The 21,737-nt window shown below is 67.8% G+C and carries 19 protein-coding genes; 7 read left to right on the top strand and 12 right to left on the bottom strand.

Translation table 11 applies throughout. From position 1 onward, the window contains the following. Positions 1 to 582 precede the first annotated feature (582 nt). Genes qcrB through ctaE form a run of 4 tightly spaced genes read right to left on the bottom strand, consistent with a single transcriptional unit; the run spans position 583 to position 4,782 of the window. Positions 583 to 2,208: a cytochrome bc1 complex cytochrome b subunit gene (gene qcrB / locus AACX88_RS03265; protein ID WP_339391675.1), complete on the bottom strand. Its 1,626-nt coding sequence runs from the start codon at positions 2,206 to 2,208 to the stop codon at positions 583 to 585. Next, positions 2,205 to 3,248, bottom strand: a complete 1,044-nt coding sequence (gene qcrA, locus AACX88_RS03260) for a cytochrome bc1 complex Rieske iron-sulfur subunit (RefSeq protein WP_339391674.1) — start codon at positions 3,246 to 3,248, stop codon at positions 2,205 to 2,207. The genes qcrB and qcrA overlap by 4 nt, the downstream gene beginning before the upstream one ends. 49 nt (positions 3,249 to 3,297) lie before the next feature. Then, positions 3,298 to 4,086: a cytochrome bc1 complex diheme cytochrome c subunit gene (qcrC, locus tag AACX88_RS03255; protein WP_095375587.1), complete on the bottom strand. Its 789-nt coding sequence runs from the start codon at positions 4,084 to 4,086 to the stop codon at positions 3,298 to 3,300. A gap of 57 nt (positions 4,087 to 4,143) precedes the next feature. Continuing rightward, positions 4,144 to 4,782: an aa3-type cytochrome oxidase subunit III gene (ctaE, locus tag AACX88_RS03250; protein WP_438501752.1), complete on the bottom strand. Its 639-nt coding sequence runs from the start codon at positions 4,780 to 4,782 to the stop codon at positions 4,144 to 4,146. 219 nt (positions 4,783 to 5,001) lie between these two features. Here ctaE and trpD point away from each other — a divergent pair, with 219 nt between their 5' ends. Next, positions 5,002 to 6,123 carry an anthranilate phosphoribosyltransferase gene (trpD, locus tag AACX88_RS03245; RefSeq protein WP_339391673.1) on the top strand — a complete coding sequence of 374 codons (1,122 nt, stop codon included), beginning with the start codon at positions 5,002 to 5,004 and terminating at the stop codon, positions 6,121 to 6,123. Here the strand turns inward: trpD and AACX88_RS03240 are convergent. From AACX88_RS03240 to AACX88_RS03230, 3 genes are read right to left on the bottom strand one after another with little or no spacing between them, the layout of a single operon-like run. Continuing rightward, entirely contained in the window at positions 6,091 to 7,845 is a 1,755-nt protein-coding gene (locus AACX88_RS03240; RefSeq protein ID WP_339391672.1) for a DEDD exonuclease domain-containing protein, read from the bottom strand. The two genes, trpD and AACX88_RS03240, sit on opposite strands and share 33 nt — an antisense overlap. A gap of 34 nt (positions 7,846 to 7,879) precedes the next feature. Continuing rightward, positions 7,880 to 8,308 (bottom strand): hypothetical protein, encoded by a 429-nt coding sequence (locus AACX88_RS03235; RefSeq protein ID WP_339391671.1) that lies wholly within the window; start codon positions 8,306 to 8,308, stop codon positions 7,880 to 7,882. 29 nt (positions 8,309 to 8,337) lie between these two features. After that, positions 8,338 to 9,126: an alpha/beta hydrolase gene (locus tag AACX88_RS03230; RefSeq protein WP_339391670.1), complete on the bottom strand. Its 789-nt coding sequence runs from the start codon at positions 9,124 to 9,126 to the stop codon at positions 8,338 to 8,340. Positions 9,127 to 9,242: 116 nt separating this feature from the next. Here AACX88_RS03230 and AACX88_RS03225 point away from each other — a divergent pair, with 116 nt between their 5' ends. Next, complete coding sequence (locus tag AACX88_RS03225) at positions 9,243 to 9,986, top strand: lysophospholipid acyltransferase family protein (RefSeq protein ID WP_339391669.1); 744 nt, start codon at positions 9,243 to 9,245, stop codon at positions 9,984 to 9,986. Positions 9,987 to 10,201: 215 nt separating this feature from the next. Next, the gene (locus tag AACX88_RS03220) at positions 10,202 to 10,783 is read left to right on the top strand and encodes a MerR family transcriptional regulator (protein WP_095375580.1); all 582 of its coding nucleotides are present in this window, start codon (positions 10,202 to 10,204) and stop codon (positions 10,781 to 10,783) included. A gap of 138 nt (positions 10,784 to 10,921) precedes the next feature. Here the strand turns inward: AACX88_RS03220 and AACX88_RS03215 are convergent, their stop codons facing one another. Beyond that, positions 10,922 to 11,737 (bottom strand): ParA family protein, encoded by an 816-nt coding sequence (locus AACX88_RS03215; protein WP_339391668.1) that lies wholly within the window; start codon positions 11,735 to 11,737, stop codon positions 10,922 to 10,924. A 176-nt stretch (positions 11,738 to 11,913) separates the two neighbouring features. Between AACX88_RS03215 and AACX88_RS03210 the strand changes: the two genes are divergently transcribed. From AACX88_RS03210 to AACX88_RS03200, 3 genes are all read left to right on the top strand, one after another. Then, a complete protein-coding gene (locus AACX88_RS03210) occupies positions 11,914 to 15,315 on the top strand; it encodes a pyruvate carboxylase (protein WP_339391667.1) in 3,402 nt (1,133 codons plus the stop codon). Then, on the top strand, positions 15,308 to 15,808 hold the full coding sequence (locus AACX88_RS03205; protein ID WP_339391666.1) for a peptide deformylase: 501 nt from the start codon (positions 15,308 to 15,310) through the stop codon (positions 15,806 to 15,808). Before AACX88_RS03210 ends, AACX88_RS03205 begins: the two co-directional genes overlap by 8 nt. A gap of 65 nt (positions 15,809 to 15,873) precedes the next feature. Then, positions 15,874 to 16,728, top strand: coding sequence for a 3-hydroxybutyryl-CoA dehydrogenase (locus AACX88_RS03200; protein ID WP_339391665.1), 855 nt, complete (start codon positions 15,874 to 15,876; stop codon positions 16,726 to 16,728). A gap of 90 nt (positions 16,729 to 16,818) precedes the next feature. Here AACX88_RS03200 and AACX88_RS03195 read toward each other — a convergent pair whose 3' ends face one another. Beyond that, positions 16,819 to 18,078, bottom strand: coding sequence for an aspartate aminotransferase type Ic (locus tag AACX88_RS03195; protein ID WP_339391664.1), 1,260 nt, complete (start codon positions 18,076 to 18,078; stop codon positions 16,819 to 16,821). A gap of 143 nt (positions 18,079 to 18,221) precedes the next feature. On the opposite strand from AACX88_RS03195, the gene AACX88_RS03190 reads away from it, so the two are divergent. Next, positions 18,222 to 18,941 carry a class I SAM-dependent methyltransferase gene (locus AACX88_RS03190; RefSeq protein ID WP_339391663.1) on the top strand — a complete coding sequence of 240 codons (720 nt, stop codon included), beginning with the start codon at positions 18,222 to 18,224 and terminating at the stop codon, positions 18,939 to 18,941. Between the two features lie 73 nt (positions 18,942 to 19,014). Here AACX88_RS03190 and AACX88_RS03185 read toward each other — a convergent pair whose 3' ends face one another. From AACX88_RS03185 to AACX88_RS03175, 3 genes are all read right to left on the bottom strand, one after another. After that, positions 19,015 to 19,476, bottom strand: a complete 462-nt coding sequence (locus AACX88_RS03185) for an Hsp20/alpha crystallin family protein (protein ID WP_339391662.1) — start codon at positions 19,474 to 19,476, stop codon at positions 19,015 to 19,017. A 134-nt stretch (positions 19,477 to 19,610) separates the two neighbouring features. Further along, positions 19,611 to 20,126: a ferritin gene (locus AACX88_RS03180; protein ID WP_339391661.1), complete on the bottom strand. Its 516-nt coding sequence runs from the start codon at positions 20,124 to 20,126 to the stop codon at positions 19,611 to 19,613. Between the two features lie 151 nt (positions 20,127 to 20,277). After that, a complete protein-coding gene (locus tag AACX88_RS03175) occupies positions 20,278 to 21,732 on the bottom strand; it encodes an amidase (RefSeq protein WP_339391660.1) in 1,455 nt (484 codons plus the stop codon). Positions 21,733 to 21,737: the final 5 nt, after the last annotated feature.

The following is a 21,737-nucleotide window of genomic DNA, read 5'->3' as shown; positions in this document are numbered from 1 at the left end:
GGCGCCACATGACGCCGTCCTACCTCGATGAACCACCCTTGCACGGGTAGGACGTAGCGCTCAGGGTGGTGTGTGCTGACGATGCTAGCCTGCGGGGACCTTTTCTGCGGGGAGATGCGCGCTGGTCGGAGAGTGCAGTCTGACAGGAGAGTGCTCTCCGACGGGGGAGTGCCATCTACCGCGAGAGTGCCTTCTGGCGCGGGCCGGTGGAGTCGAGGCACGCTGCACGCGGACGCACCTGCGGCTCCAGGGCAACGAAGGCTAAGACGCACTGTAGCGCGACAACCTCGGTGGAGCTCAGCATGACGACGCTGCAGCGCGAAAAACCACCCGCGCACGGGTAGGACGTAGCGCTGAAGGTGGTGTGTGCTGAGAGCGACAGAGTGCGTCCAGGTCGAGGGCGAGGTCCTGTCCGTCGAGGGCGAGGTCGCTCACGTTGACGGCCGCGGTCGTGCACGTTGACGGCCGCGGTCGTGCACGTTGACGGCCGAGACCACCCACAGATGCGTCGAGGGGCCCAGCACAGTGTGCTGGGGCCCTCAGCGAGCCGGCGATGGTCAGGTGACCATCAGCGCGCGACGATCAGTGGCTGATCGACTTCGCATCCGAACCTTCGACAGCGTCGTGGTCGTGATGCGAGGCCTCGAGCTCGGTCTTCGTCACCGGTGCGACGCGATCTTCGAAGAAGAACTTCGACAGACGCGCACGGAACTTCTCGAGCTTCGTGATCTTGCCGTCGGCGTTCGGCTCGGCCGGCACGTACTGCGGCGACTCGAATGCCGTGAGCTTCCACAGCTTGTTCGGCGGGAGGGCCTCGTGACGCTCGAGGAACTCGCCGTGGGGGAGGCGGATGATGTTCGCCGTCTCCCGACCGTGCAGAGCGACCTCGCGGTCCTTGCGCTGCAGAGCCAGACACATGCGCTTCGTGATGATGTAGCCGATGATCGGTCCGAGGAAGAAGAGCGTCCGGAAGATGTAGATCATGTCGTTGAGCGACATCTGGAAGAACACCGCGATGATATCGCCCGAGGCCGCAGCCCACATGTTGCAGTAGAAGATGATGCCTGCCACACCGATGGCGGTGCGAGTGGGGTTGTTGCGGGGACGGTCAAGGATGTGGTGCTCGCGCTTGTCCTTCATCAGCCACGCCTCGAAGAACGGGTAGACGAACATCGCGCCGAACACGCCGCCGAGCACGAGGACCGAGCTGTTGATGTTGAACGAGATCGGCCAGCCGGCGATGTAGAACTCGAACCAGCCCGGAACGATGCGGAGGAAACCGTCCGCCCAGCCGATGTACCAGTCCGGCTGCGTGCCGGCGGAGACGGGGGAGGGGTCGTACGGTCCGTAGTTCCAGATCGGGTTGATCGTGAACAGAGCGGAGATCACCGAGATGAGACCGAAGATGAGGAAGAAGAACCCGCCGCCCTTGGCCGCGAAGGTCGGCAGCACGGGCTCGCCGACGACGTTCTTCTCGGTGTGTCCGGCGCCCGGCCACTGCGTGTGCTTGTGGACGACGACGAACATCAGGTGGATGCCGATGAGCGCGATGAGCAGCGCGGGAACGATCATGATGTGCAGCGTGTAGAGACGCGACACGATGTCGATGCCCGGGAACTCGCCGCCGAAGAGGAAGAACGAGATGTACGTTCCCACCAGCGGCAGGGACTTGAGGATGCCGTCGATGATGCGCAGACCGTTGCCGGAGAGCAGATCGTCAGGCAGCGAGTAGCCGGTGAAGCCGGCGGCCATGGCAAGGATGACGAGGAAGACGCCGACGACCCAGTTGAGCTCACGCGGCTTCCGGAAGGCACCGGTGAAGAACACGCGCAGCATGTGGAGGCTGAGTGCGGCCACGAAGAGCAGAGCGCCCCAGTGATGCATCTGACGGATGAACAGACCGCCGCGGATCTCGAACGAGATCGCCAGGGTCGAGTTGTACGCCTCGGAGATCTGGACTCCGCGCAGCGGAACCCACGGGCCCTCGTAGTGAAGCTCGCCCATCGCAGGGTGGAAGAAGAACGTGAGGAACGTACCCGAGAGCACGACGATGACGAAGCTGTAGAGAGCGACCTCGCCGAGCATGAAGGACCAGTGCGAGGGGAAGATCTTGCGACCGAACTCGCGGACGAGGACAGAGGCCCCGACACGGGATTCGGTGAAGTTCGCCAGCTTCCCGACTGTGGTGGTGGGCTGTGAAGTACTCATGGGTGATTGATCTCCCAGAACGTAGGTCCGACAGGCTCAGGGAAGTCCGACTGCGCGACCAGGTAGCCTTCGCTGTCCACGGTGATGGGCAGCTGGGGCAGCGGGCGCTTCGCCGGGCCGAAGATGACCTTGCAGTGTTCGGTCACGTCGAACGTCGACTGGTGGCACGGGCAGAGCAGGTGATGCGTCTGGTGCTCGTAGAGGGCCACCGGGCAGCCGACGTGCGTGCAGATCTTCGAGTACGCGACGATGCCGTCGTGCGACCAGTTCGCGCGTGCCGGATCCTCTTTGAGCTCCTTGGGGTCGATGCGCATGAGGAGCACAGCGGCCTTCGCCTTCTCGTCGAGCGCCTTCCCCTCATTGGAGTCATCGCCGATGCCCGAGGGAAGCACGTGGTAGGCCGAGCCGATCGTGACCTCTTCGGCCTTGATCGGACGCTCCGAGTCCGGGCTGGGAATGCCGCCCGGATCACGGATGAGACGCACGCCTTCGCCCCAGAGGGTCTTGAACAGCGCGTCGCCGGGCAGCGGACCGAGGTCGCGGAAGACGAGGATGGCCGGCAGCGGGGCGATCGCCAGGGCGGCGATGAGCGTGTTGCGCAGCAGCGGACGACGGGCGATGCCCGATTCCTCCTTGGCCTGGTGGAGGATCTCGAGCGCAATGGCCTGATCCTCTTCGCTGCCGTGGATGTCGTGGCGCTCGTCGATGCCCTCGTGATCGCTCATGAGGTTCTTCGCCCACAGCACCGCACCGGCGCCGAGGGAGAACATCGCAACCGCGGCACCGAGGCCGACGGCCATCGTGTGGATGCGGATGCTCTGCATGGACTCTTCGAGCGGGAAGAGGAAGTAGGCGACGATGAACCAGATGGTGCCGATCATCGAAGCGATGAACCACAGTGCCACTTGGCGTTCGGCGACCTTCTGCGCGCGCGGATCGGCGTCGGACAGTCGCGGCTTGTGCTCAGGCAGGCCAGGGTTGGTGAACCCGTTCAGCTCCTCGAGCTGGCTGCCGCCGCCGGAGTGCTCTTTCGAGGTCATTGAATTCCCCGTCTAATCTCGTGATGGTGGGTGTACGACACGTGCGGACTCACTTCGCTCTCGAGGACAGCCACACGGTGAGACCGATGACGGCGGTGAGTCCGAAGAACCAGATGAAGAGACCCTCGGCCACTGGTCCCAGGGATCCGAGCTTGAAGCCGCCGGGGGAGGGGTTCTCCGACACTTCCCGGATGTAGGAGATGATGTCTCGCTTGTCATCGGGAGTGAGGTTCGCGTCGTTGAAGATGGGCATGTTCTGCGGTCCGGTCTGCATCGCCTCGTAGAGGTGCTTGGGCGAGACCTCGGACAGGTTCGGTGCGTACTTGCCGCGTGTCAGGGCGCCGCCGGCGCCGACGACGTTGTGACACATCGCGCAGTTGGTGCGGAAGAGGCCGCCGCCGGCAGCGGGGTCGCCCTTCTTGGGATCGAGGTACTGTGCCTCCGGGATCGCCGGTCCCGGTCCCAGCGAACCGACATAGGCCGCGAGCTGAGCGGTCTGCTCATCGTTGAACTGGGGTTCCTTGACGCGGGCCTGCGGGCCGTTGGCCTGCAGGGGCATGCGGCCGGTGCCGACCTGGAAGTCGACTGCTGCCGCGCCGACGCCGATGAGGCCCGGTCCGGCTTTGGAGCCCTCGGCGTTGAGGCCGTGGCATGTCGCGCAGTTCGCGGCGAAGAGCTTCTTGCCCTCTTCGATGTCGGAGGCGCTGGCCGCCGTGGAGGCATTCGCGCTCGAGGTCTGGGTGAAGAGTGCGTACGCTCCGCCGGTCAGCAGCAGGCCCACGAGGAGCAGCACGACGAGTGCCATCGGGTGCCTGCGGCGATCTGCTAATAGCTTCACGTGTTGGTCCTTTGCTTGGAGTTTCGAGTGTCCGTGCGGCCGGTGGCCCGGCGCGAACTACTGCAGGAGGTAGATGACGCCGAAGAGGCCGATCCAGACGACGTCGACGAAGTGCCAGTAGTAGGACACGCAGATCGCGAAGGTCGCCTCGTGGTGACCGAACTTCTTCGCTCCGTAGGCGCGTCCGATGACGAGCAGGAAGCAGATGAGTCCGATGGTCACGTGGAGACCGTGGAATCCGGTGGTCAGGTAGAAGACCGAGCCGTACCCGTCGGTGCTGATCGACAGGCCCTCGCGGACGAGCTCTGCATACTCCATGACCTGTCCCGAGACGAAGACCGCCCCGAGGAGGAACGTCAGGTAGAACCACTCGATCATGCCCCACTTGGCGATGTTGAACAGCCCGCCGGTCCGCCGCGGGCGGAACCTCTCGGCTGCGAACACGCCCATCTGGCAGGTGAAGGACGACGACACCAGGATGATGGTGTTGCCGAGCGCGAACGGAACGTTCAGCAGCTCGGTCTGCGTGTCCCACAGACCCGGCACGACGGATCGAATGGTGAAGTACATGGCGAAGAGCGCGGCAAAGAACATCAGGTCGCTCGCGAGGAACACGATGAAGCCCACCGTGGTCACATTCGGGCGATTGACTACCGGATGTGCTGGCGCTGTCTGGGATGCAGTGGCAGTTGACACCCCACCATTATTACCCGTCTCGGGGTGAGTTTTCACCTTTTACCCAGGTTTCGGAGGAGAAATTTCTACACGATGTAGCGAAAACCGCGGATTGGTGCCGCAATCTCACCGGACTGTGATGTCCACCCCGCGTGTCGAACTCACGATAGGATGCCGCAGGTAAGGTCCGCTTCCCTGCTGGGAGGCGGTGGATGTCCCCCAGATCGAAAGCTCGTGGCCATGACGGAAGCACCGCGTACGACAGCCCCGGAGACCGCCCTCCCCGGGACCGCCTCGACCGGGACGGACTCCGCCGCGAACTGGCCCGACCTCCTCATGACCCTCATGCACGGCCAGGACCTCACCGAGGAGCAGGCCTCGTGGGCGATGGACCAGATCATGTCCGGCCAGGTCCCCGATGTGACGATGGCCGCGTTCCTCGCCGCCCACCACACCAAGGGAGAGACCGTCGCCGAGATCGCCGGTCTCGTCGCCGCGATGATGGAGCACGCCGTGCCGCTGCCGGGCCTCGAGGACTCCGTGGACATCGTCGGCACCGGCGGCGACCGGGCGAAGACGGCCAACATCTCCTCGACGGCGGCGATGATCATCTCCGCCACCGGTCAGCGGGTGGTCAAGCACGGCAACCGGGCGACCTCCTCGGCGTCGGGGTCCGCCGATGTCCTCGAGGCCCTCGGGGTCCGGTTCGACATCACCCCTGAGCAGACGGGCATCGTCGCCGCCGAGGTGGGGCTGGCGTTCTGCTTCGCCAACGTCTTCCACCCCTCGATGCAGTTCGTCGCCGCCGTCCGCCGCCAGATCAGCGTGCCGACGGCGTTCAACATCCTCGGCCCGCTGACCAATCCGGCACGTGCCCGACATACGGCGATCGGGGTCGCCGACGCCCAGATGGCTCCGCTCGTCGTCGGCACCCTGGCCAAGCGCGGTCATCAGGCGGTCGTCTTCCGCTCCCGGGACGGACTCGACGAGCTGAGCAACACCGACGTCAACGACGTGTGGGAGGTGCGGCACGGCGAGGTCGAGCACACGACCTTCGACGCCCTCGACCTCGGCTTCGACCGGGTGACGAAGGAGGACCTGCGCGGCGGAGGTCCGGCCGACAACGCCGCGATCATGCGCTCGGTGCTGGCCGGGGAGAAGTCCCCGGTGCGCGACATCGTCCTCATCAACGCCGCCGCGGCACTCGTCGCCGCCGACGAATCCGGTGTCGGATCGTTCACGGAGCGGGTGGCCGCGAAGCTGCGCATCGCCGAGGACACCGTCGATGCCGGCCTCGGTGCGGCCAAGCTCGATCAGCTCGTCACGGTCTCACGTCGCATCGCCGAGGCGAACGGAGCCTGAGGCCTGCGCGTGGAAGGCCGCGCCCCGGTGCGGCATCGACCACGCCCCGGTCGTCGACCACAGCTGCGCTGACTCCAGCCACTGGGCGAGCATCCTCGTCTCCTCCGGCAGCGGATCGTTCGGTCCCGGGACGGGACCCGGTGCCGGCACCCATTCGGCGGTCGGGGTCAGTGCCGCGAACCCGGAGTCCAAGCCCGCGGTCGTCGATCGGTGCGCGGCGGCGGCGAGCTTCCCGTGCCGGATGACGACGAGAGCGACACCGCTCTCACTGCCCGGCGCCCACGCCTGGATCTCCTCGACCGCGGCCAGGCGGGCGACGGTCTCCGCGCGGGAAGCCGTGGCCAGGGCCGTGCGCATGCCGTCCCGGACCTCCGCGGCCGTCTCGTACCGGGCTTCGCCGGCGAGGCGGGCCATGCGATCGCCGCTGTGTGTGCGCAGCGATGAGAAGTCACCGCTCAGCGCGCCGACGAGACCGGCGATGCGCTCCCGGTAGACCTCAGGGTCGTGCACTCCCGCGCACGGGCCCCCGCACTGACCGACCTGAGCGCTCACGCACGCCCGATGGCGATCGAGGGTGGCCACGGTGACCTTCGCCGTGCACCGTTTGACGGGGAAGAGGGTCTCGAGGAGATCCTTGACCGCCTGCGCGGACTTGCGCGAGCGGAACGGTCCCAGCGGGGGTGCGGGCGAACGTTCGAGGGCCGAGGCCGACCGGGCGACGGAGAGCCGCGGGAACTCCTCGTCGCTGAGGACGACCCACGAATTGCGTTCGGGATTCTTCGACCGCCGGTTGTACGGGGGAGCGAGTTCGCCGATGAGTCGGATCTCGCGGACCTCGGCCTCGAGGACGTGCGCACACGGCAGACACGAGACCTCCTGCGCGGCGGTGACCATCTCCGCCATCCGCCCCCGGTTCTCCGAGGCGTTGAAGTACCCGCGCACACGCCTGGCCATATTGCCCGACTTGCCGATGTAGAGGACCCGCCTCGTCCCGTCGAGGAACATGTAGACGCCCGGTTCGGCGGGCACCCCCTTGGCCAGGTGGGCCTTCGCCTGCCGTTTGGCCCACCCGGACTGGCGCACGGTGGCGAGCTCCTCGAGGGTCGTGATGCCGAACCCGCCGAAGCGTTCGAGGAGCCGGTGGAGAACCTCGCCGGTCGCGCGGGCGTCGGAGAGGGCGCGATGGTCGGGTTCGACCTCGGTGCCGAAGTGCGCGGCCAGGGTGCCGAGCTTGTGGTTGCGCACCTCGTCGCGACCGAGGACCCGACGGGAAAGGGTGACGGTGTCGAGGACCTGCGGCTGCGGCCAGTGGTAGTCGAGGCGTTCGCAGGCCGAGCGGAGGAAGCCGATGTCGAAGGGCGCGTTGTGGGCGACGAGCACCGCACCGACGGCGAACTCGAGGAAGCTCGGCAGCACCGAACGGATCGACGGGGCGTCGTCGACCATTGCATGCGTGATCCCCGTGAGCTGGGCGACGAACGGGGAGATGACCGAATGCTCGGGTTTGACCAGCGACTGGAACTCGCCGATGACCTCGCCGCCGCGCAGCTTGACCGCGCCGATCTCCGTGATCTCCGAGGATCCGGCCCGGGTGCCGGTCGTCTCGAGGTCGACGACGACGAACGTGACCTCGTAGAGGGGTGTGCCGATGTCGGCCAAGGACAGCTGCGTGTGCTCGAGGCCGTGCGGGGCGCGATCGAAGGGGGTGGCCGGTGAGGACATGGTCAGCAGTCTGCCATCCGCCCCTGACGCGAGTTCACACCGAGGCCCCGCTGTCGCCGCCCTCGGTCTTCGACTGCCCCGGCAGATGGAAGAAGAGCCCGACGGCTCCGCCGATGCCCACGCTCAGTCCCACGAGGAGGAACCACGTCGGGAGGGGGCGGAAGAAGATCGCCCCGATGATGAGGAGGACGACGGCACCGAAGGTCGCAAGCACGGAGAGCACGAACGTCGGCGGCGCCGTCCGCCAGCCGATGGGCGCGGCCGGTTCCGGCTGCCACCGCTCCGTCGCCTCGAGCCGTTCCCGGATCTCCTCGACGGGCATCTCGCTCATCGCCGCGTCGGGTTCGGAGATCTGCGCCACGAGGTCGTCCCAATGACTGTCGCTGACCTTCGAGGATTCGCCGAGGCGCTCGGATTCGGGCACGTGATCGCGCCAGTCCTCACGGTCCGCGTCGTCGTTCATGTCATTCATCAGCAATCTCCGGCGTCGGTCTATTCCCCGCCCGGGCGCCCGCCGGGCACGGCATCCGGGGTGCGTGCGGCCCGGGCGACCGCCTCGGCGATGAGCGGGGCATCGAAGTCGAGGGTCGCGACGTGACGGCTGCGGCGCAGGGCGATGATGCGCGGGGGGCGGACGAGGCCCGCACGCAGGGCCCGGAGGCTGCGGGGCCCGACGACGTTGTCCAGGCCGGAGACGAGGACGGTGACGGGGGAGGAGATCTCCCACAGGTCGGTGCGCAGATCCTTCAGCGCCGAGGCGAGGGAGGCGACCGCGGCCACCGGAGTCCGATCGCCTGCGAACTCGTCCCGTCCGGGGTGGGCGATGTCGTTGCCGATCGCCGCGACCGAGGGCACGAACCGCTTGAGGACGGGAAGGAGCGGAGTGAGCGGGGAGTCGACGAAGAGCGCGGGATTGACGACGACGATCTCGTCAGGCGGCTGCGGCAGAGTGCCGAGAGCGAGGCTGAGCGCCCCGCCCATCGACAGCCCGGCGACGACGACACGGTCATGGTCGGCCTGCAGCACACGCAGCTGCGCCTCGGCGGCGGAGAACCAGTCCGACCATGTCGTCGCCGCGAGCTCCTGCCAGGAGCCGCCGTGGCCGGGGAGGAGGGGAACGCTGACACTGAGGTCTGAGGCGGCCAGGGCGCGGGCGATGGGATGCCACGCGGCCGGCGAACCGGTGATGCCGTGGAGGAAGAGGACCGCGACCTCGGCGTCGGGGGCGATCCGGGAGTACGCGGAGCGCGGTGCGGGCAGCGGTGCGAAGTCGATCTCCATGCTCCCAGCATCCCACGATCGAGGCTTCCCGGCATCGCCGTCGACGGTCCGAGACGGGGCGAGATGGATATATGATGACCGGGGACGTCCAAGCGTCGTGACATGGAAGGGTGCGCGTGTTCTACTGGTTTCTCAAACGGGTCGTGGCCGGACCCATCCTGCGGATCCTCTTCCGTCCGTGGGTGCGGGGCCTGGACAACCTGCCGCCGGAGGGCCCGGCGATCATCGCCGGCAACCACATGCACTTCATGGACTCGATCTTCGTCCCCCTCCTCGCCCCCCGCCCCGTCGTCTACCTGGCGAAGAAGGACTACTTCACCGGCCGCGGGATCAAGGGCACGGTGACGCGCTGGTTCTTCAAGCTCAACAACCAGCTGCCCATGGACCGCGGCGGCGGTTCGGGATCCCAGGCCTCGCTGGAAGCCGGCCTCAAGGTGCTGCGCGAAGGCAACTCCTTAGGGATCTACCCCGAAGGCACCCGCTCGCCCGACGGCAAGCTCTACCGGGGCCGGACCGGCATCGCCCGTCTCGTCCTCGAATCCGGTGCCCCGGTCATCCCGGTCGCGATCATCGGCACCGACAAGATCCAGCCGGCCGGTCGTCTCATCCAGAAGTTCCGCCGGGTCGGCGTCGTCTTCGGTTCGCCCATGGACTTCTCCCGGTACGAGGGCCTGCCTGTCGACCGGTTCCTGCTGCGGTCGATCACCGACGAGATCATGTACGAGATCATGCGGCTCTCGGGCCAGGAATACGTCGACACGTATGCCTCGACCGTGAAGACGAAGCTGCTCACCTCCGCGAAGCCGAAGAAGCCGGCCGAGGAGACCGAGGACGGAACCGCCTCCGACCCGGCGAAATGACGCTGCCGTGACGCTCAGCGGCGGTGTTCGAATACTGCGGTAACGGCGACACGCGCGAATCGTTACCTTGGGGTGTTTGTCGCCGCGACCCGGGCAGAATAGTTTGGAGTTGCTGAATCCCACTGTAGGTTCGCTGCGAAGAGCGGTAGAATGGCTTCATTCTCTGCCCGACAACGCGACCTCACTTCCCCCAGGGACTATAAGGAGGAGTCGGTGTGAACCGCTCAAGTCACGAAAGCGTCGAGTCGACGCCCTTGCCGTCCGCGGCACAGGGTCTCCTGTTCGACGACGATCTGCCCGTCCTCGATGAGGAGGCCGGCTACCGCGGTCCCACCGTGTGCAAGGTCGTCGGCATCACCTACCGTCGACTCGACTACTGGGCGCGCACCGACCTCGTCACCCCCTCGATCCGCAACGCCACCGGCTCGGGCAGCCAGCGCCTCTACAGCTTCCGCGACATCCTCGTGCTCAAGATCGTCAAGCGCCTCCTCGACACCGGCGTCGGGCTGCAGTCGATCCGCACCGCTGTCGACCACCTCCGCTCCCGCGGCGTCGAGGACCTCTCCCAGATCACCCTTATGTCCGACGGCGCCAGCGTCTTCGAATGCACGTCCCCCGACGAGGTCGTCGACCTCCTCCAGGGCGGCCAGGGCGTGTTCGGCATCGCCGTCGGCCGGGTGTGGAACGAAGTCGAGGGCAGCCTCTCCGAACTTCCCAGCGAACGCCTCCCCGAGGACGACTCGACGGTCTTCGCAATGGACGAACTCGCTCAGCGTCGGGCGCAGAAGCTCGGCTGAGCCGCACCAGACAGACCACGACGAAGGCCCCCTCCGTGAGGAGGGGGCCTTCGGTGTCGCAACGGGATCGCGGCGGCCGTCATGCGTTGTGGGAGTCAGCCCATCCGCTGCGGCCCATCCAGGGGACTCAGTTCGAGGTCACTGCTGCTTCGCGGCCTTGCGTCCGCGGATGTTCTCGGAGCGCAGCGCCCTCTCGAGGAGGGCGTCGAAGGAGGAGGCGACCTCCTCGGCGGGTTTGCCCGGCCACGAATGGATGGGGCGAGCCGAACCCTGGGCCTGCTGCATGACCGCACGTTCGGCCAGCGGGGGATTGAGGACGAGGGGACCGAACATCTCGCGCATCTCCGCGATGCGGTAGTCATGCTCGGTCGAGCCGGCGCGGACGCGGTTGACGACGAGACCGAGCGGCTGGATCTGCGAGGTGCCGCGCTGGCGCAGCTCATCGGCCGCACGCAGGGCACGGTCGGCTGCGGCGACGGAGAAGAGGCTGGGCTCGGTGACGACGGCGACCCGGCTGCTCGCCGTCCAGGCGGTGCGTGTGAGTCCGTTGAGGCTCGGCGGGCAGTCGATGAGGACGAGCCGGTAGCCCTTCGCGATGCGGCTGAGCGCATCCTCGAGCCGACGCAGGTAGCGCTCGGAGAGCGAGGGGCGGTCGAACTCGGCGGCCCGCGGGGAGCCGGAGATGACATCGAGGTGACCCATCTTGTCGCCGACCCACCCCGAGGGGATGATCGCCTCCGAGAGGATCTTCTGCGACTTCGGCGCCGCGAGGACGTCGGCGATGTCGACCTTCGTCGAGGTCGGCACATCGAGTCCCGTCGACGAGTCGGCCTGCGGGTCCATGTCGACGACGAGCGTCGGGATGCCGCGGTTGTAGGCCGCCGAGGCGAGACCGAGAGTCACCGACGTCTTGCCGACGCCGCCCTTGAGACTGCTGATACTGAGGACAAGCACCCTCCTACGGTAACGTATCCGCCCTCATCGGGCAGGTCCGACCACGCCGAGGAGGGGGTGCCCACCCGATCGGGGACCCCCTGCATTCCGTGGCACAGGTCACTGAGTAGAGTTGTCTCTCGACAGCCCGTCGACGCATCGCGCCTGCGCGATCGATACAGAAGCGAGTAACACAGATGTTCTCTAAAGTCCTTGTGGCCAATCGCGGAGAGATCGCGGTGCGCGCGTTCCGCGCGGCATACGAGCTCGGTGCCTCCACCGTCGCTGTGTTCCCCTACGAAGACCGCAACTCCGAACACCGGATGAAGGCCGATGAGGCCTACATGATCGGCGAGGAGGGCCACCCCGTCCGGGCGTACCTCAGCGTCGAGGAGATCATCCGGGTGGCCAAGGAGTCCGGTGCCGACGCGGTCTACCCCGGCTACGGCTTCCTGTCCGAGAACCCCGATCTCGCCCGCGCGTGCGCCGAGAACGGCATCACCTTCATCGGGCCCGCCGCCGACGTGCTCGAACTTGCCGGCAACAAGGTCCAGGCCCTCGGTGCCGCCCGGGCCGCCGGCATCCCGGTCCTCGACTCGACGAAGCCCTCGGCTGACGTCGCCCAGCTCCTCGCCGACGCCGAGTCGATGGAGTACCCGCTCTTCGTCAAGGCCGTCGCCGGCGGCGGGGGACGCGGCATGCGCCGGGTCGCCGAGGCCTCCCAGCTCGAGGATGCGCTCAAGGCCGCGATGCGCGAAGCCGAAGGCGCCTTCGGCGATCCGACGGTCTTCATCGAACAGGCCGTGCAGCGTCCCCGGCACATCGAAGTCCAGGTGCTCGCCGACAACGACTCCAACGCCATCCACCTCTTCGAACGCGACTGCTCCCTGCAGCGCCGTCACCAGAAGGTCATCGAGATCGCCCCGGCGCCCAATCTCGATCCCGAGATCGCCGCGGCCCTGCACTCGGATGCGCTGAAGTTCGCGCAGGCGCTGGGCTACCAGAACGCCGGCACCGTCGAGTTCCTCCTCGAGACCGAGGGCCCGCGGGCGGGCAAGCACGTGTTCATCGAGATGAACCCGCGCATCCAGGTCGAGCACACCGTCACCGAGGAGATCACCGACGTCGACCTCGTCGCCTCCCAGATGCGCATCGCGGCCGGGGCGAGCCTGGACGATCTCGGCCTGCGCCAGGAGGACATGCGGATCAAGGGCGCCGCCCTCCAGTGCCGCATCACCACCGAGGATCCGGCGAACTCGTTCCGTCCCGACACCGGCACGATCACCGCCTACCGGTCGGCCGGCGGCGCCGGTGTCCGCCTCGACGGCGGCACCGTCCACGCCGGTGCCTCGGTGAGCGCGCACTTCGATTCGATGCTCGTCAAGCTCACATGCCGCGGCCGCACCTTCGCCCAGGCGGTCTCGCGTGCCCGCCGGGCGCTCGCGGAGTTCCGCATCCGCGGCGTGTCCTCGAACATCGGGTTCCTCCAGGCCGTGCTCGAGGACGATGCGTTCATCGCCGGCGACATCGCGACCTCGTTCATCGAGGAGCGCCCGCAGCTCCTCGACGCCCGGGTGAGCGCCGACCGCGGGTCGAAGGTCCTCGACTACCTCGCCGACGTCACCGTCAACCGGCCGCACGGGGAGGCGAAGGTCCATCTCCGTCCCGCCGAGAAGCTGCCGGAGATCGACCTCTCGCAGGCCCCGCCCGCCGGCAGCCGTGACCGCCTCCTCGAGCTCGGTCCCGAGGGCTTCGCCCGCGCGTTGCGGGAGCAGACGGCGCTCGGTGTCACCGACACCACCTTCCGCGACGCCCACCAGTCGCTCCTGGCCACCCGGGTGCGCACCCGGGACCTCCTCGCCGTCGCCGGACACGTCGCCCGGATGACCCCGCAGCTGCTGAGCATCGAAGCCTGGGGCGGGGCCACCTACGATGTTGCCCTGCGCTTCCTCGGCGAGGATCCGTGGGAGCGGCTGTCCCAGCTGCGGGAGGCGATCCCCAACATCGCCCTCCAGATGCTCCTTCGCGGCCGCAACACCGTCGGCTACACCCCGTACCCCACCCAGGTCACCGACGCCTTCGTCGACGAGGCCGCCCGCACCGGCATCGACGTCTTCCGCATCTTCGATGCGCTCAACGACATCGAGCAGATGCGTCCGGCCATCGAGGCCGTGCGCGCGACGAACACGACGATCGCCGAGGTGGCCCTGTGCTACACCTCGGACATCCTCGATCCGCGGGAGGAGCTCTACACCCTCGACTACTACCTTCGGCTGGCCGAGGAGATCGTCGGCGCCGGTGCGCATGTGCTCGCGGTCAAGGACATGGCCGGGCTGCTCCGCCCGGCTGCCGCTGCGAAGCTCGTGACCGCCCTGCGGGAGAACTTCGACCTCCCGGTCCACGTCCACACCCACGACACCGCAGGCGGACAGCTCGCGACCCTGTTCGCGGCCGCCGATGCCGGTGCCGATGCCGTCGATGCCGCCTCGGCGGCGATGGCGGGCACGACGAGCCAGCCGAGCCTCTCGGCCCTCGTCGCCGCCTTCGAACACACCGACCGCGATACGGGGCTGAGCCTGACCGCCGTCCAGGACCTCGAACCGTACTGGGAGTCGGTGCGCAAGGTCTACGCGCCCTTCGAATCCGGTCTGCCGGGACCGACGGGTCGCGTCTACCGGCATGAGATCCCCGGCGGGCAGCTCTCGAACCTGCGCCAGCAGGCCGTGGCCCTGGGCCTGGGGGAGCGGTTCGAGGAGATCGAGCGGATGTACGAAGCCGCCGACGACATCCTCGGCCACCTCGTCAAGGTCACCCCGTCGTCGAAGGTCGTCGGGGATCTCGCCCTCCACCTCGTCGGCGCAGGAGTCGACCCCGCGGAGTTCGCCGAGAACCCGGACAGGTTCGACATCCCCGACTCGGTCATCGGCTTCCTCTCCGGCGACCTCGGCGATCCTCCCGGCGGATGGCCCGAGCCGTTCCGGACGAAGGCCCTGGCCGGGCGCACGCACAAGCCCGTCGTCGAGGACCTCGCCGCCGAGGATGCCGCCGCCCTGGCCGAGCCGGGCCCGCAGCGTCAGGCCAAGCTCAACGAACTCCTCTTCCCGGGACCGACGAAGGAGTTCGACCGCATGCGCGCCAGCTACGGCGACCTCTCCGTCGTCGAGACCTCCGAGTACCTCTACGGCCTGACCTCGGGAGATGAGCACACGGTCGAGCTCTCGAAGGGCAAGAACCTCCTCATCGGACTGCAGGCGATCGGCGACACCGACGAACGGGGTATGCGCTCGGTGATGTTCACCCTCAACGGTCAGCTGCGTCCCCTCCAGGTCCGTGACCGGGCGATCGAATCCGAGGTCAAGACCGCGGAGAAGGCGGATGCGACGAACTCCGGTCACGTCGCAAGTCCGTTCGCGGGCGTCGTCACGCTCCAGGTCGGAGTCGGGGACACCGTCGACGCCGGTGACGTCATCGCCACGATCGAGGCGATGAAGATGGAGGCCTCGATCACCGCCCCGGTGGCCGGTCCCGTCTCCCGGGTCGCGATCGACTCCGTGTCCCAGCTCGAGGGCGGCGACCTTGTGGCGGTCATCGGTGGCTGAGCGCGAGATCCGCCTGTGGGGTGACCCCGTGCTCCGCAGCACCAGCGCCCCTGTCACGGTCTTCGACGACTCCGTGGCCGCTCTCGCCCAGGACCTCGTCGACACCTCGCTGCCCGACGGTCGCGCCGCGGTCGCGGCCCCGCAGATCGGGGTCGGGCTGCGGGCGTTCGGCTATGACCTCGACGGGCGCACCGGGTATCTCATCAACCCGGAGATCGTCGAGGTCGGCGGCGAGCTGCGCGACATCGAAGAGGGCTGCCTGTCCGTGCCCGGGCTGTTCTTCCCCACCCCGAGGTGGGAGTTCGCCCGTGCCCGCGGGGTCGATGCGGAGAACAATCCGGTCGAGATCGAAGGACACGAGGTCTTCGCGCAGATGATCCAGCACGAGATCGCCCATCTCGACGGTCAGGTCTACATCCAGACGCTGCCGGGGGAGCGCCGCCGCGAGGCCATGAAGGCGATCCGCTCGTCCTCATGGTTCCTGGCCTCATGACCGCACCGCACACAGCAGCGTCTGCGCACACAGCAGAATCTGAGAACAACGAGGGGAACAAGCATATGGTCATCGCACGCACCGCCGTCATCGGCAGCGGGCTCATGGGGGCGGGCATCGCCGAGGTGCTCGCGAAATCCGGCTGCGACGTCATCGTCTCCGAGGTCAGCGACGACGCGGTTGCCGCCGGTCGCGCGCGGATCGAGAAGTCGCTGGCCAAGGCCGTGGAGAAGGGCAAGCTCTCGGCCGCCGAGTCGGAGGCGGCTCTCGCGCGTCTGCGGTTCACCACCGACATCGCCGACCTCGCCGACCGGCAGCTCGTCATCGAAGCCGCGAGCGAGAACGAGGACATCAAGAAGGCGATCTTCGCCCAGCTCGACGAGGTCGTCACCGATCCGAACGCGATCCTCGCCTCGAACACCTCGTCGATGCCGATCATCCGCTTCGCGCAGGCGACCTCGCGGCCCGAACGCGTCCTCGGGATCCACTTCTTCAACCCGGCGCCGGTGCAGCCGCTCGTCGAGATCGTCTCCTCGGTGCTCACCGACCCCGAGGTCGCCGAGACCGCGACGACGTTCGTGACCGAGGTTCTCGGCAAGGCACCCGTCCAGGCCTCCGACCGTCCCGGATTCATCGTCAACGCCCTCCTCATCCCGTACCTGTGCTCGGCCATCAGGATGCTCGAGGCGGGGCTGGCGACGAAGGAGGACATCGACACGGGGATGGTCAAGGGGTGCGCGCACCCGATGGGTCCGATCGCTCTGGCCGACCTCGTCGGCCTCGACACCTGCCTGTTCGCCGCCGAGAGCATCTACACCGAGACCGGTGACCCCGCCGCGAAGCCGCCGGTCCTCCTCTCCCGCATGGTCGATGCGGGCCTGCTCGGTGTGAAGTCCGGACGCGGCTTCTACGAGTACTGAGGGCCTCGGTCGGAGCAGTTCCGGCGCCAGATCCGCACACGACGAAGGGCACCCGGTTCAGCCGGGTGCCCTTCGCATCGCTGTCAGGTCCTATCCGGCGAGCAGCTTCTCGTAGCTGGCGAGTTTGACGCATGCGACGAGGCCTTCGGCGGCGAGTTCGACGTCGGCGAGGCTCGGCATCGTCGGGGCGATGCGGATGACGTTGCCGGCCGGGTCGATCCCGTAGGGATGGGTCGCCCCGGCCGGGGTGAGCTTGACGCCGGCCTCGGCGGCGAGCTTGACGATCCTCTCCGCGGTGCCCTCGAGCGTCGTCAGGGTGATGAAGTACCCCCCGTCGGGCTTCGTCCACGTCGCCAGCTCCGTGCCGCCGAGACCCTGTTCGAGGGCGTCGAGGACGGCGTCGAACTTCGGGGCGATGATCTCAGCGTGCTTGCGCATGTGGGCGACGACGCCGTCGGCATCACCGAAGAACCGCAGGTGGCGCAGCTGGTTGACCTTGTCCGGACCGATCGCGATCTTGCCGAGGTTCGCGATGAACCAGCGCATCGTCTCCGGGCCGGCGCCGAAGAAGGATACGCCCGCGCCCGCATGGGTGATCTTCGACGTCGAGGCGAAGATCCACGGTCGCTCGGGATGTCCCGCCTCGGCGCACAGGCTGAGGATGTCCACGGGCTCCGGGTGCGTCTCACGCAGATGGTGGAGGCCGTACGCGTTGTCCCAGAGCAGCGTGAAGTCAGGGGCGGCCGCAGGCATCGCGGCGAGTTCGGCGGCGCGCTCCTCGGTGATCGTGATGCCCGTGGGATTGGAGTACATGGGCACGAGCCACATGCCTTTGACGCTGGGATCCTCGGCGAGACGCTGCGCCTCGGCGACGACCGGCCCCTCGTCGTCCATGGGAATGGAGAGGAGTTCGAACCCCAGGGATTCCGCGAGCGTGAAGTGGCGGTCGTAGCCGGGAACCGGGCACAGGAGCTTATGCGGTCCCGCACCCCACGGGGTGCCGTCGACCGCAGTGCCGTGGAGGAGCGCGAAGGTCAGGGCCTGCCCCATGAGGGTCAGGGACGCATTGCCGCCGGCCAGCAGCTGGTCGGCGGGCACCTTGAGCAGGGGGGAGAAGATCTCCCGGAGTTCGATAAGGCCGTCGATGCCGCCGTAGTTGCGGGCGTCGACCCCGCTCGGCGTGCGCGCATCCTCCCCGGTGACCAGGCCGAGCAGCGCATCGGAGAGATCGAGCTGCTCACTGCCCGGCTTGCCGCGCGTGATGTCGAGGGCCAGTCCGCGGGAGGCGAACTCCTCGTACGCACGTGAGGCCTGCTCGAGCTCGGACTCGAGATCGGGGGTTGAGGTCATCGATGCTCCTTTTCGCCGAGTTCTCGGCGGTGGTCTCTGCCGGTCCTCCCCATCCTAGTCACAACGAGGGAGTGCGACCGCTAGAGTGGGATGCCGAGACGGGCCCGCAGAATGCGGGTGGATGAGCAGGGGAGTGGAACCGCATGGTCAGACCGCGCGCCCGGGCCGCCCACGGGACGAACTTCTCCCGTGAGGCCCACCGCTACGATGCGGTGCGCCCGGGCTATCCGCAGGCCGCCCTCGACCTCCTCGGCCGAGGCTGGCAGGGGCTGCGCGTCTGCGACCTCGGCGCGGGCACGGGGATCCTCTCGACGCAGCTGCTCGGCCTCGGCGCCGAGGTGGTCGCCGTCGATCCCGACGGACCCGCCCTGACCCGCAACCCCGCACCGACGACGCTCGGCACCGCCGAGGACACGGGCCTGGCCACAGGCAGCGTCGACGTCGTCACGGTCGCTCAGGCCTGGCACTGGTTCGACGAGGCGGCCGCCGCCGCGGAGATCGCCCGTATTCTGCGGCCCGCAGGTCGCCTGGTCATCCTCATCAATCAGCTCGACGTCCGCGTCGACTGGGTGCTGCGGCTGAGCCGGATCATGCACGCCGGCGACGTCTACCGTCCCGCCTACGTTCCCGCACCCGCCGGATTCGCGTTGCGGGAGCGGGCGGTCGTGAACTTCGCGACCCCGCTCGACGTCGACGGCATCGTCGACCTCGCGCGTACGCGTTCGTACTGGCTGCGGTCGGACGAGGCGACGCGGGCGCGTGTCGAGTCCAATCTGCGCGGCTACCTCGGCGAGGAGCATCCGATCTCGGGCACTGTCGACCTGCCCTATATGTGCCTGGCCTACGTGCTCGATCGGCTCTGAGCCGCAGGCCTGCGGACACGCGAAGCGGGGCCGCACATCGTGCGACCCCGCTGGGCATCCGGAGACGGGGGACTCAGTCGGTCCGCTCCTCGGTCTCGATGACCTCGGTCGATTCGACGACCTCGGTCTCCTTCGGGGCCTGGTGGTTGACGTTGATCTTGCGGGGACGGGCCTCCTCGGCAACGGGGATCGTCAGCGTGAGCACGCCGTCCTGGTAGTCGGCGCTGATCCGGTCGAGGGCCACGCGGTTGCCCAGCGTGAGCTGCCGGGCGTACGTGCCGGTCGTGCGCTCACGGGTCAGCCACTTGACGTCCTTCTCACCCACCGGCGAGGTGCGCTGAGCACGCACGGTCAGGGTCCGATCCTCGACATCGACGTCGATGCTCGCGGGGTCGACCCCGGGCATGTCGATCTGTGCGACGAAGACCTCGCCGTCGCGGTAGAGGTCCATCGGCAGGGTCGTCGAGTTCGGGTTCCGGGTGACCTCGGTGAAGAAACGGTCGAGATCGCGGATCGGGTCGAAGCGAGTGGCCATGAGCATCCTTTCTCAGAGAGTCTGTACATTGAGTCAAACACACTCAACTTTGAAATCATTCCGCACACAGGGAACTCCCACCGAATGCGAAACGGCCGGCCCCCGAAGCGGGGACCGGCCGTGGACTCAGGAGATCACTCGCTCTTGGCGGTGATGTCCGGGTGGCGCGAACCGAGCGCATTGTCGATCGAGAGCAGACCCGAACCGCTGTCGCCGACGATCTCGAGGCGGCCGATGATCTCCGAGATGCTCGCCTCCTCCTCGACCTGCTCGTCGATGAACCAGTTGAGCAGCGGCAGGACGTCGATGTCGCCCTCGGTCTGAGCCGTGCGGTAGATGTTGCGGATCGACTCGGAGACCTTCTCCTCATGGGCCAGTGCGGCCTTGAAGAAGTCGAGAGGACGCGATCCCGAGACCTTCGGGGCGGCGATGTCGCCGATCTGCGGGGCGAAGCCACGGTCGACGCAGTGCTGGATGAACTTGGCCGCGTGGACCTGCTCCTCCTCCGACTGCGCGCGCATCCACCGGGTCATGCCGGGCAGATCCTGATCGTCGAGCTGGATCGACATCTGGAGGTAGACCATCGAGGCCTCGAGTTCGAGCGTGACCTGCTCGCCGAGGACCTTCTGCATTGCGGGGCTCATGTGCATGTGTGACTCCTAATGACTGCGGCCGGCGACGGGATGCCGCCTGCTTCAAGACTAGCCTGACACCATTTCTGGAATCATTCCAGTGTGGGAAGGCTCGGCAAACAGTGCTGAGGCAAGCCGAACCTCGCTGCGCACCCGGCGTCGACCGTCCTCATTCCTCCCCGACGTCCACGACCGGGATGTCGGGATGGCGCTCTGCCACCAGAGTCGCCTGTTCGAAGGCGTGGGCGACCTCGAGGAGGCGGACGTCGTCGCCGGGCCGGGCGACGAGCTGGACGCCGACCGGCAGTCCCGAGGCCGAGAAGCCGGCGGGCACGGAGACCGCGGGACAGCCGGTCGCCGAGATCAGACACAGCGCCCGCATCCAGTCGAGGTAGCTGCCCATAGCCACCCCGTCGATCTCCGTGGGGTATTCGATGCCGATGTCGAACGGCAGGACCTGGCAGGTCGTGAGGACGAGGACGTCGTGGCCTGCGAAGAATGCGTCGACCTCCCCGCTCAGCCTGGCTCGGGCGGTCTCGGCTGAGACCACCTCGGCGCCGGTGAGCCGCAGACCCTCCTCGATGTTCCACACGACGGAGTCCTTCATCCGGCCGCGGTCCGTCTTCAGCAACGGCCCCCACGAACCGACGAAGTCGAGGGCGCGGCGGACGGTAAAGACCTCGTCGGCATCTCGCAGGTCGGGGATCGTGTCATCGACGTCGGCGCCGAGACCGGCGAAGACGGCGGCGGTGTCGGAGACGATCGCGCGCACCTCGGGTTCGAGAGGGAGAAGACCCGCGAGGTCGGGGCTGAAGCCGATCCGCATCCCGGACAGGGACGGTTCGACCTCGGCGCCGAGGCGGAAGACCGGCCGGTCGAAGACGGAACCGGGTTCGAGCAGCGAGGCGGGTGCTCCAGGTTCCGGGCCGGCGCCGACGCTCATGAGCAGGGCGACGTCGGAGACCGTGCGGGCCATGAACCCGCTCTGGGCCAGCCAGGCGAACGGATTGCCGGGGCGCGTGTGCGGGATCCGGCCGTTCGAGGGCCGGAAGCCGACGACGTTGTTGAACGAACCGGGGGAGCGCAGCGACCCGCCCATATCGGAACCGTCCCCGGAGGCCTGAATGCCGGCGGCGAGTGCCGCCCCGACCCCGCCGGAGGAGCCGGAGGCGGACTTCGTGAGGTCGTAGGGATTGCGGGTGGTGCCGAAGACCGGGTTGAAGGTGTGGGAGCCGGCGGCGAACTCGGGGACGTTCGTCTTGCCCGAGGTGATCACCCCCGCCGCCCGCAGCCGCGCGATGATGAGCGCATCGGTCTCCGGCACCCGGTCGGCGAAGATCGGCGAACCCCAGGTCGTGCGCATGCCCGCGGTGTCGTGGGTGTCCTTGTGCGTCATCGGCACCCCGTGGAGGGGACCGGGCTCCGCTCCCGCGGCCAGTGCTTCGTCCGCGGCGGCCGCCGCGGCCATCGCCCGGTCGTCATCGCGGGTGACGACGGCATTGATCGCGGGGTTGACCTCGTCGATGCGGCGCAGCTGATCGGCAAGCGCCTCCCGGGCGGAGATCTCCTTCGCAGCGATCCGGGCCGCGAGCTCCCGGGTGCTCATCCAGCGCAGCTCGTCCATGCCGG

The sequence above is a fragment of the Brevibacterium metallidurans genome (genome assembly GCF_037101285.1).
Taxonomy (GTDB): Bacteria; Actinomycetota; Actinomycetes; order Actinomycetales; family Brevibacteriaceae; genus Brevibacterium; species Brevibacterium metallidurans.
Note: the sequence above shows the minus strand (reverse complement) of the source record. Positions and strands in the feature narration are given on the sequence as shown.